General features: G+C 34.1%; 12 protein-coding genes. 1 reads left to right on the top strand and 11 read right to left on the bottom strand.

The window, feature by feature from the left end; translation table 11 throughout:
- Position 1: 1 nt before the first annotated feature.
- From SD427_RS13690 to SD427_RS13670, 5 genes are all read right to left on the bottom strand, one after another.
- Positions 2–1177, bottom strand: a complete 1176-nt coding sequence (locus tag SD427_RS13690; RefSeq protein WP_320558366.1) for a thioredoxin family protein — start codon at positions 1175–1177, stop codon at positions 2–4.
- A gap of 171 nt (positions 1178–1348) precedes the next feature.
- The gene (locus SD427_RS13685; RefSeq protein WP_320558365.1) at positions 1349–3550 is read right to left on the bottom strand and encodes a peptidase domain-containing ABC transporter; all 2202 of its coding nucleotides are present in this window, start codon (positions 3548–3550) and stop codon (positions 1349–1351) included.
- A complete protein-coding gene (locus tag SD427_RS13680) occupies positions 3550–4884 on the bottom strand; it encodes a hypothetical protein (RefSeq protein WP_320558364.1) in 1335 nt (444 codons plus the stop codon). The genes SD427_RS13685 and SD427_RS13680 overlap by 1 nt, the downstream gene beginning before the upstream one ends.
- Before the next feature lie 67 nt (positions 4885–4951).
- Positions 4952–5113 (bottom strand): hypothetical protein, encoded by a 162-nt coding sequence (locus SD427_RS13675; RefSeq protein ID WP_320558363.1) that lies wholly within the window; start codon positions 5111–5113, stop codon positions 4952–4954.
- A gap of 237 nt (positions 5114–5350) precedes the next feature.
- Complete coding sequence (locus SD427_RS13670) at positions 5351–6007, bottom strand: hypothetical protein (RefSeq protein ID WP_320558362.1); 657 nt, start codon at positions 6005–6007, stop codon at positions 5351–5353.
- Positions 6008–6120: 113 nt separating this feature from the next.
- Here SD427_RS13670 and SD427_RS13665 point away from each other — a divergent pair, with 113 nt between their 5' ends.
- A complete protein-coding gene (locus SD427_RS13665) occupies positions 6121–6879 on the top strand; it encodes a helix-turn-helix transcriptional regulator (protein WP_320558361.1) in 759 nt (252 codons plus the stop codon).
- Here the strand turns inward: SD427_RS13665 and SD427_RS13660 are convergent.
- The 6 genes from SD427_RS13660 to SD427_RS13635 form a co-directional block, all read right to left on the bottom strand.
- Positions 6874–7617, bottom strand: coding sequence for a ThiF family adenylyltransferase (locus SD427_RS13660; RefSeq protein WP_320558360.1), 744 nt, complete (start codon positions 7615–7617; stop codon positions 6874–6876). The two genes, SD427_RS13665 and SD427_RS13660, sit on opposite strands and share 6 nt — an antisense overlap.
- A 282-nt stretch (positions 7618–7899) precedes the next feature.
- Positions 7900–8397: a hypothetical protein gene (locus SD427_RS13655; RefSeq protein WP_320558359.1), complete on the bottom strand. Its 498-nt coding sequence runs from the start codon at positions 8395–8397 to the stop codon at positions 7900–7902.
- A 281-nt stretch (positions 8398–8678) separates the two neighbouring features.
- Positions 8679–9158 (bottom strand): hypothetical protein, encoded by a 480-nt coding sequence (locus tag SD427_RS13650; protein WP_320558358.1) that lies wholly within the window; start codon positions 9156–9158, stop codon positions 8679–8681.
- 7 nt (positions 9159–9165) lie between these two features.
- Positions 9166–10362: an RHS repeat-associated core domain-containing protein gene (locus SD427_RS13645; RefSeq protein WP_320558357.1), complete on the bottom strand. Its 1197-nt coding sequence runs from the start codon at positions 10360–10362 to the stop codon at positions 9166–9168.
- A gap of 4 nt (positions 10363–10366) precedes the next feature.
- A complete protein-coding gene (locus SD427_RS13640; protein WP_320558356.1) occupies positions 10367–11473 on the bottom strand; it encodes a hypothetical protein in 1107 nt (368 codons plus the stop codon).
- Positions 11470–12951, bottom strand: a complete 1482-nt coding sequence (locus tag SD427_RS13635) for a hypothetical protein (RefSeq protein WP_320558355.1) — start codon at positions 12949–12951, stop codon at positions 11470–11472. Before SD427_RS13635 ends, SD427_RS13640 begins: the two co-directional genes overlap by 4 nt.
- Between the last annotated feature and the right edge of the window lie 70 nt (positions 12952–13021).

Below are 13021 nucleotides of genomic sequence, written 5' to 3'. Positions count from 1 at the left end.
GTTATTGTATTTCTTGTAATAGTTTCTCAGCTAACGAGGCGTCTTTCTGATTCTGGGCAGCCAGGTTTCTGGACATTTCGGCATACGTTTTTGCCATATCTTTTTTACCGGTCAGCGAGTAAATTTTAGCCAGGATATAGGTATTTTCCGATGTCTCGCCCCGCATAACGGACTTTTCAGCCCATTCAGCGGCTTTCTTAAGTGAAGACTGTGTTTTTATATGTTCCGAAAATATCCAGGCTGCTTTTAACAGCTCATTAGGTTCGAAGGCTTCCGTATTCCTGTAATAAGCAAGTGCCGCTTTTTCATATTCCGGGAAATTGGCATTCTGTTCATAGTAACTTAACTTGGTCTGATTGAGTTTCACCTCAGCATCATGTTTTCCGACCAGAGGTTCTGCCGTTTTCATGAAATACTCGCTGTTGATGGTTTTATTCTGTGTATCAACAGACTGTTCCACAACCTTGGCCAGCTTCATCTGGTTGTCAAATTCCTTATAGGTTTCTTCCGGTAAAAATTTAATGATTTCAGCCTTCCTTTCTGTGAAAATCTTATAATTCTTATCGTCAGTTGATTTCACGAAAAACAACAAAAGTCCCACATCGTCTTTGGTGAATTCCTCTGTTTTTTTCCCGTTTTCAAAATACCTTTCCGAAGCCTTTTTGGCAAAATCAAAATCAGATGAAGAATTAAGCTTCATAATATTGATCAGGAATTCCGGGTTCTTTTCACCTTTCGCAAAACGTTCTTTTAAGGATCCTTTTTTATTGTTGGGAGAATTAATGTCCTGGGCCATGGTAAGGAACATGCCCTCTTCCATGTAACCGGAGTTCTGTGAAACCAGCTCGCCGTCTCCGTTTAAAAACAGATAGGTAGGGTAGGAACGTACGCCGTATTTTGCGGCAATTTCCCGCCCTTCGCCTTTTTCCATATCAAACCGGGCACTGACAAAATTGGAGTTGTAATAGTCTCCTACGGATTTTTTCGTAAAAACATTCCGCTCCATCATTTTACAGGGTCCGCACCATGAAGCATAGGCATCGATAAACACAATTTTGTTATCTTTTTTTGCTTTGGCTACAAGTTCTTTAAATGGCAGTTCCTGAAACTGAATCGCTTCCTGGGCAAATACCGCCAGGGTAGAAAATAAAAATAATCCGGAGACAAACTTCTTCATTTTTCAGATAAAATTTAAAAAGCGAAGATACTTATTTCCTTGAAACAGATGGCCTTTTTTATAATGCAAGATTAGGATATTAACGAAATTTTATCACTTATTCCGGTAATGAAAAAGCCGGATAAATTATCCGGCATTACAAAAAATGATTGAAAAGATTTGAAATGTATATTATGCTCCGAGTTCCAGCTGATTTTTAACCAGATTGAAATAATCAGATTTTTTTTCGACTAATGACTGATGGTTTCCCTGTTCTGTAATTCTCCCGTGTTTTAAAACAATGATCTGGTCGGCATTTTTTACCGTTGAAAGGCGATGGGCAATGATAATAACGGTTTTTCCTTTAAAAAATTCCTGTAAATTATCATGGATTACTTTTTCGTTTTCTGCATCCAAGGCAGAAGTTGCTTCATCAAACAGAATAAAATGAGGGTCTTTATAAACCGCTCTTGCAATCAGTATTCTCTGTTTCTGCCCGCCGGATATCCCATTTCCGGAAGCTCCGATTTTGGTATTTAATCCTAAAGGGAGTTCATCGACAAATGATTGTATATTAGCAATGCGTAAAGATTCTCTAAGTACATCATCATCAGGTATTTCTTCACCGGTTGCAATATTTCTCTCAATGGAATCTGAAAAAATATATCCGTCCTGCATTACAACACCGCAGTTTTTTCGTAAATCCTTTGGAGAGATTTCTTTTAAATTTGCATGATTAAAATAAATGTCTCCTTCTGTCGGGGTATAAAACTTCAGTAATAATTTCAATAGTGTAGTTTTACCGCTGCCACTGGCACCGACAATGGCAGTAACTTTGCCTTCAGGAATAAAAAGATCAATATCCTTTAGTACATACGGAGACTGCGGGCCTTCGTATTGAAATGAAACATTTTTAAAATATATACCTCTTTCAATGCCGTTTTGAGTCGTATATTTTTCGTTCATCAATAAAAGATCACCTTCCTGCTCTTCCTGCAAATGATTTTGAACTTCCTGTAGACGTGATAAGCTTAATTTAGCTTCCTGTAATGATTTAAAAAAATTGACTAACTGATTTACAGGAGAGTTCATTTGTCCGATAATGTAAGATACGCTTAATAAAGCTCCTAAAGTCATAGATCCTTTTACCACAAAAGAAGCCGCAAGAAATGTAACAATGATATTTTTTAGCTGATTAATGAATTCGAAGCCAGAAAGCTGAACCTGATCCAACTTTAAAATTCTGATATTGACTTTGAATAATTTTTGTTGAATTCCTTCCCATTCATTGCGTTTATAATCTTCAAATTGATTGAGTTTCATTTCTGAAATTCCATTTATAATTTCATAAATAGATTCCTGATTGGCACTTTTTTCCTGAAAACGGAAATAATCTAAAATTTTTATTTTTTTCAGCCAATATAGTGACCAGATGACTGATATTACGGTAAGTATGAAATAAACTGACAGAATTTTAAAATCATAAGTCCAAAGCACTACAAAAAATACTGAGAAGGTAATTGTTGAAAAAAGGGTGGCCAGACTTTGAGAAGTTAGGAAAAGCTCTATTCTTTCATGATCCTGTATCCTTTGATTAAAATCTCCCATGAATTTCGTATCAAAGAATGATATAGGCAAACTCATAAGCTTTTTAAGAAAATCTGAAATGATTTTTATATTAAGCCTGCTTCCTATATTAAGCATAATCCAATTACGAAATATACCTAATATAATATTTCCGAAGAAAAATGCAAGTTGGGCAAGAAGTATATAAGTAATAATACTTAAGTTTTTCTTGATTACCCCGTCATCAATTAATTTTTGCGTCAGAATAGGAAATGCTAAAGTGGTAAGCGTTCCGAGTAGCAGAATGAAAGAAAGCCACAGGAATTGCTTTTTATGTGGAATAAGGTAATTGTAGATATACCGTAAGGATACTTTTTCATCAGGAATGTTTTCATTATCAAAAAAAATGTCTGTAGGCTCCAATAAGAGAACAACACCTTTATCATTGTTTTTTAGCCATGCCTTTCTAAATTCTGTTTCTGTTAATCTTATAATCCCATGAGCAGGATCAGCAATAGTATATATTTTTTCTTTATTAAAATAAGTTTTTGAAATTTTGGTTAAAACAACAAAATGGTTTTGATTCCAGTGTAAAATACACGGTAATAAGTCACCTTTTAAATTCTCAATAGAAAGCTGCGTTGCCAGTGTTTTAAACCCAATTTTGGTAGCTGCATCATTCATACTGAGTATGGATACGCCTTCTCTTGAGATAAAACAATGGTCACGCAGGTACTGTAAGCCATATGCTTTTCCATAATATGATGTTATCATGGCCAAACATGAAGGGCCGCAGTCCATCTTATCATGTTGAGGAATAAATTTCATTAGTTTTCTTCTTCCAATAGAAGATTTTCAGCTTCCTGTATTACCGTTTTGGATTCGCCCACAACCTCGATTCCTTTTTTATCATAGATCATTGAGAGAAAATAGAGCCCTGCTTCAACAGGCCATTCTGCCTTAAGATTTTCCAGTAAGTCAGAAACTTTCCAGTTTTTATGCGTGTTAAGGTTATCTACGATATTTTTTAATTCCGGGTGGTACCTCATTTCTATTTTTGAGCCTCTTACGAAAAGATAGAATGTTTCTTTAGCCTCATCTACTTTGTAAATCATTTTAAAAGGCTCGTTGGTATGAATTTCTTTTTCTAATAAGAACTCATAATCATCTATATTATATTTGTCTTCTTTTTCTCTGCTCTGAGGGGGAGCCTGCCATCCTGCATTGCTTAACAGGCCATGTTTATATTCATCATAAAGATGTTTGAAAAATGAACGGGTAGAGCCGTTCAGTATATCTTCATCTAATTTCAATAGAGATATAAATTCATCGAAGGTTTCATTGTTCTGCAGATAATTATGTTGTGGAGCAATCACATCTTTGTTGAGGTCAATATAGTCCGTATAAAATGTATTGAGCACTCTGTCAAAAAATTTAATCTTTGAAGGATTATTGAACCAGAATGTTACACCAACCGAAAGGTCATCGCTTTTCCCGATGTGAAATTTATCCCATGGCATAAAAAACAAGTCGCCTGCTCCGAAATCATATTTTTCGGCATGCTCCAGTAAAGGTTCAATCTCGAAATTATTATGTTTTGTACCTGTCAGGTCCTTGTATTTTTCCTGATCCCAGATATACATCGTTTTTTCACCCGGCCCTAAATGGAAGTGTAATACATTTTCACCTTTATGGTCCTGATGAATGCCCAACGGAGTCCATCCGTAATTTCCGATAAATACGGTAACGTCTACACCGGTTGCAGGAATACCGATAATCTCTAACAGAGGTTCAGCAATCAGCCTTAACTCTTTGGAAATAAAGTTAGAGTGCTTTTCTAAAAAATTGACAATCAGTCCAAACTTTTCTTTAAAGACCCGGTTGCAGTATTCTATGATCTCCTCATTTTCAAAAGGCGGGTTTTTGTACAGTTCATCAATGAAGTCTGCATTTTCCTTGCCTTTCCCCTGAGAGGGAAAATACAGTCTGAAGCCATCAAGATCTTTCGTTTTGAATCTGTTGATCAGTCCGTCCACAACAGCATCCTTTAATTTTTTGATCAGTTCTTCCGGTATTACATTTTTAATTACACAGGTTTGTGTAAAATTTTTATTAACAGAGATAAAATTCTCCCAAAACTCCTTATTAAAATTTGTATTCATATATAAAGTTTTAATTAAAGAAAAGACAGCAGAGGAGGAAATGATTCTCTGCTGTCTTAATTTTAGATTATGCAGTTACTACAACGACCTGTTGTACTACACGTACTTGTCTTACCACTACGTTATCTGCTTCCTGTGCTCCAAATCCGCCTCTTACTTTATTTTGTTCCAGTGGAGAAAGATTTTTAACATTTAAGAACTCTTTTGCATTGAATTTTGCTTTTTTCATGATAATAAAATTTAAAAATGATTTGTTTGCGGATCAAAGTTTATCGACATTCGCTCCTTCGCTGGTCTCTTCCTGCAGGAAATTATTTTGTAGTCCGATCAATTTTCTTCCCGGTTTCGGCCTTTCTTTCAGAAGCAATATTTTTTAATTTCCATCTGAATTATAATTGTGGTGAACCCGGTCAATTGATTTTTTTAATAATTAAAAATTTTGAGTTATTCTTTCATTAGCTTTCATTTACATAAAAGAATAATTTACGGTGCCTGGGTCAAGAGCAGGATGGAGAACAGGCTTGATGTAATTGCCTGGCTGATTCTTGATCAAATGTTCATTTTTACGGTAAAACTTGATAAGATTATCATAAACCATCAGGACAGGAGTGGTTTCAGAGCCCAAATAATATTTGGCGGGACCGATTATTTCAGGCTCTATCCCCATCAGATATAGTATTTTTAACAGTTTGGTGTCACATTCTGCAAAAGCTACATTTTTTTCTTTTCCGCATACACTTCCTATGGCGAGGGTCATTAATTTCTTTAAAGGAAGCAGCCCTTCATTTTTTCTGATTGCAAATCTTCCGATATGCCAGATTTCACCCTCAAAACTTTTTTCAGTTACCTGAAAAGGATGTATTGAAAATATTTTTTCTAAAGGCAGCAGATCAAAATAGTTCCATTTAAGGGCCCTGATGGTTCCGATTAAAGTATCCTGTGAATCCTTGAGGGCAAAGACCAGTGAATTTTTTCTGTAATATATCTCTTCTTCATAAACAGCCTTTACTTTTTGATCTGAAAATACATGGGTCTGGCTGTGATGGGAATAATTTTCCTTAATAATGAATTCTGCCAATTTCCTGTAATCAAAATCGGATGTAAGGATATTTATCTTGCCCATGGGAATTATTTTTTATAAATTTATAGGGATTGATTTACACCTGTACTACACTTAAGTGTAGAAGTTTTATAAAACTCGGCATTTAATAAAAAACAATAACCAAACTTAAGTCTATGAGTGAACATGTGAATGATTTCTTTTTCTCGAAAAATACTGTTGAAAATATTTCCGCTGAGGAAAAAGATCAGCTGAACAATTATTTACAGGTAACGGAAGCTTTTGCCAGGGTAAGCTATATGAGCGTTTATATTATTGATTACCAAAACAGGAATTTTGAGTACGTTTCAGATAATCCCCTGTTTTTATGCGGACATTCTGCGGATGAGGTGAGGAAGATGGGATACAACTTTTATTTTAAATATGTCAGAAAAGATGATCTTGACCTCCTGCTTAAAATAAATCAGGCAGGTTTTGATTTTTATGAGAAAATTCCTGTTTCAGACAGAAAGCTATACACCATTTCTTATGATTTTCACCTTTTAAATAAGGAAAAAGCCATTTTAATCAACCATAAACTGACCCCGATTTTCCTTACCGAAGCCGGAAAAATCTGGAAAGCCATGTGTCTTGTATCTCTTTCCACCCATGCCGATTCCGGAAATATCACGGTTTTCAAACAGGGCACCAATGAGTTCTGGAGCTATGACGTCAAACAGGATATCTGGAGAAATGAGGAAAAGGCAAAACTTAACGAACGTGAGCTTGATATTCTGAGATATCACGCGCAGGGCTATACCATTAATGAAATTGCAGAAAAGATTTTTATTTCTCCCGATACCATAAAATTCCACAGAAGGAAACTGTTTGAAAAAATGCAGGTAAATAATATTTCCGAGGCTTTATCTTATGTAACCAATAATAAGCTTTTATAAAAGGACAGACTTGATATAATAGTCTGGAAATTTTCTGATCTCCCGCTGTGTGGCAATCAGGTACAGCAGCTGCGTACAGATTCCACCTAAAATCCAGGAGGCTACGGAAAGCTGGGGAGGCGAAAGTTTTTCCTCTTCACTGATGTAAGTGTCAAGTATGCTTTCCAGCCAATTATAATTTTTGTCTTTAGACTTTAAATCCCCAATGATGAACTTTACCATTTCCAGTTCATTGAAATTACCGCTGACTGACTGCAAATTTTCAGAATCAGGGGTGATGACAGCCACTGATGCAGCCCAGCCGAGGTTATACGGGTGCAGGACACTGATATCTTTTTCCTGGCAAAGCTGATCAAAATACAGAGGAATATCAGAAGCGAAATCCAAAGCGTTAACAGCAATTTTATGATCTTTTATTAAAGCACTGATATTATTGTGATCAATATATCCTGTGTGAAATTTTATATCTGCATCCGGATTGATTTCTTTCAGTCTTTTAAATAATCTTTCAGACTTAAAAAACGAAAGATCATTTAAAGTATAATTTTGTCTGTTGAGATTTGATTGTTCTACCGTATCGCCGTCAATAAGCGTTAAATTTTCAAAACCGAACCTCAGTGCGCATTCAGCAATATTGCTTCCGATTCCACAGCCCGCAATTAATAAAGGGTATGTTTTAATAAAGTTTTGTTCTTCATTTGTTAAGTAAATCCTGTTTCTCTGATACAATCCTTCCATCGTTTATTAGTTTTATCGTTCTTAAATAAATATATAATTATTTTAGTGAAAAATGGAGTAATCTGAAATTATTGGAAAGAGATTGAATACATAATGAGAATATATTTAAAAAAGAGTAATACAATTGTAATATAAGTCAGTTCGAATTGTTTTTTTTAATTTAGTTGACCTAATGGTGCAGTGATTGTCGTATCCGGTATGATCAATACCATGCTTCATGTTCATTGTGAAAAAACAGCTTTGCTTAATTACAGACTTAACGCAATCGTTATCAATTATTTATTATTTTATTTCTTCGTCAATCTTTTGTAAGAGATAAACCAATGTATCTTCAAAATCATCTTCAAGGAATTTTTCCAGTGAAATTTTTGTATCTACTGTTCTCTCATTAGATGCCTGATATAATTCTGTATCTACATATATGCTTTCATTATCTCGAAATGTTGTAACTGTAAGACTACAGGTTTTAACTGTCTTAGTGTGAAATTTAATTAAGAAGCTAAATGAATTTTTCTCATCATTTGGATGTTTAAAGTTATCAACCGTTGGAAAGTTATCCTCGGGAAAAGGATAATTATCAGTAGTATCTTTAAATGTAAAAAGATTAAGATTGCTTGATTCAATTTCCCTAAGAGCTTTTTCAACCTTGATTCTTACATCAGGAAGTATTTCTTCAAACTTTTGACGAGCCATACTTCTTTCAATACTTTCTCTTTTCTTTTTTTGTTCCTCTTCAGTTTCTTTGGCTCTTAATGAGTCAATATAATCGTTGATTTTCATATAATTAGTTTTTTATAGTTATGGTTTACTATTTTCCATTGTATTTATTAAAAATAGGCATAAGATTATATTTTTCGCATATTTTTCTTAATTCTTAATCAAACAAATTAGTTTGCCCCTCTTCACTTGTAATTAATTGAGGTAAATATTCTACATCATCAATGAAATTATACATTTCTCTATGTTGTATATTATTCACTGTCATTATCTTAATATGTATTATCAAATCATGAATAGCCGTGACTGATTTGTTGAAATTTTCATTCTTTATCATAGTATTACTATTTTAAATACTTTTCTTTGAAAACCCCAAACTTAGTACTTCTAATTATTTCATAGTCATCACTATATGATAAATTACTTTTAGTGGCTTCATTGTATATTTTGTAGTTTTCTTTGTTAACTTTAAGAGGAATCTCCTTTACGGTTTGGTTTAAATTTGTTGCACAATTCAAATCAATGGAATCTGATGGAACTATTTTAATATCATTATTTGACATGAAATTCAATGATATAGAGTCACTTTTATATATCATTTTTAAATGTTTCTCAATGTCTTTATGTGGGATTATTAAAGTGTCTTTAGTATTGTTTCTAATATTTAGAAAATTTTCAATGTAAATATTGTATGATTTCAAATTATTATCTTTAAAAATAACATATTGGTAATGAATATTTATTGAGTAATCATTTTCGTGTTTAATATTACTACAACAAATTGTAAGTAATAATAGAATTAATGCATAAAGTTTATTTTTCATAATAATATTAGTTTCCTGTCGCTCCATTTTTTACATCTTTATAGTTATTGTTTATCAATTTTTGAAATTCAGGTGTAGTTTTTTTGAAGAACGATGATTTAGTTGTTTGATAATTATAAATTTTTAGATGCTCATTACGTTGTCCTTTGGTTGAAGTGTCTCTCGGGTTTACATTGACACTAAAATGACTTGGCGTTTTGGCACTTCCTTCGTGTTCCATAGTACTCATAAAATTATACTTATTATTTAATTTAGAGTCTACTTTATGTTCATTTACTTGAATACTAATTGTTTTTTCTTCCTTATTACTTTGCATCAAACAATCATAACAATATTGCCCACCATTAAATGTTTTATAGTCTCCTTTGTCTCTATCTGGACTGCCTCCCGAATAAACTTTGTCATTCCACATTGCAACAGAAACTGATTCATTTCTTAAACCACTAACATCAACTCCAGCTTGGTCAGCATAATAATTTCCAATATTTAATAATGTTTGCATATTTCCTTTATTAAAAGCGTAGTCTTTTAATTCAGTAGACAACCATGGAGCTGTATTTAGCTTTCCAGTTATAGGATTTTGAAAATCTATGACAATATTATTTGTCGTTTTATTATCTGTATATAAAAACTGTCCAAATTGATTAAAATGGTCATCAGGTGGAACTACAGAAAATGGCGCTCTACCATCAGGGTCTACATTTTTTACAGGGTTATTAAACACATAATTATATGGTGACCAACTGCTAAATTCTTCACTCAATGGGTCAGGACTTATCCAACGTCCTGCTGTATCTAAATACGGCTGTGAATCGGGGCTACTCAAATCAATCTCTCTAAATTCTGTAATAGATTTTGATTTTCTGTTATATCGTACTGACCCGATGCTCACAACACTATCCATATCGTGAAATTCCAGATATTTTCCTTTGCTAAGGGTTGCAATTTTCGGATGAACTCCATACTTTGCAAAAGGATTTCCGACAGCAATATTTTTTCTACGTCTTTCTGCTTCCTGCGGTGTTAATGAATCTCGAGTTTTCAAAACTTCATCCATGTACGGACGGCTACGCTCTTCTTTTGACAGTTTAACAGGATTTACCCATTTCCTTTCTGTTTTGTGTTTTGTGGTGGTCTGTTTCTTTGTCTGTGCCTTTAAAAATCCTACAAATATGGCAAAGACAATTAATAAAATTTTTCTCATTTGGTTATTTTGTAAAGTTATCTAATAATTTTTTGTTTTCAAATTTTTCTCTTTCAGTTTTCAGTGACACGAGCCAATCTAAATACATTTCTTCGGGCATCTGCCTGTAACCTATTTCATAAATATGTCCGTATTCTTTGCTCATCAATTCAAACAGTTCTTTGGCTTTTGGGTCTTGTTGTTGTACGAGTTTCAAGTTTTCAGCATTATCTGTTTTCAGGTTATGCCTATCCATAAGTTTTTCAAACTGTTCTTTGTGAGTTTCAGCTCTTAATATCAATGCTTTGGCGAAATTCGGATAAACCTCTAAGGCTCTGTTGACCGTTTTCAAAACAAATTCTCCGTCATTATTCGGGGAACTTCGGTTGTATGCCTGTGCTAAATCAAATAAGCATAATGCCAAACTTTCCTTATTGTTCAAGGCTTTCATAAACACACCATTTTTAATGGCATCCAAATGAATGTAGCCAGAAGCCGTCAGCCACGCATCAATGGGAAATATACCGCTTGTAAGCTCTGTATTAAACCAACCTCCTGCTTTGATGTTATGCTTGATGTAAACGTGATTCGGTGCTAACGCCAAATTTGCATCTACTCCGATTTCTTCGGCTAAAATTTTATACAGATACGGCATTGAATTACAATTACCTTTTTTCGTTGCTAATAGTTTTGAAACGAACAGGTTGCTAATATCATTATGTCCGAACACATCTGTAAAATCATAGGTAAATGGTTTGTACTGTATTACTGTATCTTTATATGCAATTGGAAGTGTCTGGCACATTATGGAATATACCGTTGCATATTTGCTTACTTTGTCCTTATCAGATTCTTTGTAAGTTAAATCCCTGCTCTTTAAAATAGAGTTTGCGAAGTTCTTTAAAAAGCCGATTTCTCCGTTTAATTTGTCAATATCTAACTTTCCCTGATAATAAGCATTTTCCACGCTAAAAACGGCTTCTTTGAAGCTGTACGGCTGTTTATTATTAAGCATATTATCAATAGTCAGGTAGGAATCATTGTAAAACTGATTGTTTTGTGCTTTTATGCTTGTAATACTGCTGATAAACAGTATTGTAAAGAGTTTAATGTGTAATAGTTTTTTCATCATAATTTATTTGGGTCTATTGGGAAATACTGTGCTTTTTCTTTTGATTTATCAGATTCTTTTTTCTTTTGTTCCTGTGCTTTTCTCACAGCTTCCTGCTGTTGTTTATTTTTCTGTTTTTGAAGTTGGTACAAATATATTTTTTGTTCGAGTACTTCACTTTCCTGTTTATTCTTTTCTGTTTTCAGACTTGCCAACCATGATTCGTAAGCGTATGCAGGCATTTCGGTATAACCGAGTTCATCAATCTTGTTAAATTGCTGATTAACATCATTTAGCTGTTCAACAGCCTTTGGGAAATATCCGATTCTCTGTAAATCCTGTCTGTTTTCGGGATTGATTCCCAAATTCTTCATTACATAGGCAAATCGTGCTTGGCTCACATTTGCTTTTTCCATGTTCGGAGCAAGTCCGCTCGGATAGAGTTCTAACGCTTTTTCAATAACTTTTCCTACAAATTCATCATATCCAAATTTTTTGACATAACCTCTTGCCAGATCAAAATAAGCCATTCCCAACAGTTCCTTTTTGGATAGATTCTCCATATAGATTTTATTCTGTAAGGCTTCTGATTTAATGTAACCGGATTCAAGCAATGATGTGTCAGTTGAAAACATCCCGTTGGTAAGCTCAATATTTCTGTACTGTCCTTCATCATCTATAAACCGAATATAGGAATGATTCGGTGCTAATGATAAATGCGCTTCCGCGCCCATTGCTTCTGCGATAATCAAATATAGTAACGGCATAGAGTGGCATTGTCCTGAACCTGTTTTTAACAATTTGGAAACGAACATCTTCGAGTAATCTTTTTCACCCATATAATCTTTGAAGTCATATTCAAATGCTTTATGGGTTGCTCCTCCGAGATTCATGTCTTTAGAGAAATATTCAAACAGCATCAGGTTTTTAGAAACATTACTTTCAGTGTCCTGTTTGCGTTCTTTCATTTTCTGCAAAAGTTGTTTAGCGGTTTTCTGGATTCCAGATTTGAAGCCTTTTAAGGCTCTTTTGTTGTCGTAAAAAGCATTTTCTACGGTGAAATTGGCATCTACTAATGAGTAATTTTCGGAATCCATTGCAGAAAGAGTGCTAAAAGCATCATAATAAGATTGTGTTCCTGCTTTTCCTGATAATGACGGTAAATCATACGGCATATTTCTACCGTTTTCTACCCATCCACGAAATTGCTCTTCCTGAACTTCTGCCATATCCCTATCTATGTCTTGCATGACAGCATTATTCTGCGACCTTACCTGTGGGCTATAGTCATTTTGTTGTGCGGAGTTTGAACGATTCGGAATATTGGGAGCATAGTTTCTTGGGGAGTTTCTACTACTTACAGAGCTTCCAAAATTATTACCTGAATAGTTGCCCAAACCACTTGTTTGTGGTTTGGAAACTGTCGGAAGGTCAGGAATTTGTGAAAATCCTAACTGATAGATAAATAATGAGATAGCGGTAAAATAAATTTTTCGCATTGCATAGGTGTTTTTGAGGTGACAATTATAATAAATTGATTAAAATAAATTACGGGTTTTCCCTATTTTT

It is taken from the genome of Chryseobacterium sp. JJR-5R, assembly GCF_034047335.1.
Lineage (GTDB): Bacteria > Bacteroidota > Bacteroidia > Flavobacteriales > Weeksellaceae > Chryseobacterium.
Note: the sequence above shows the minus strand (reverse complement) of the source record. Positions and strands in the feature narration are given on the sequence as shown.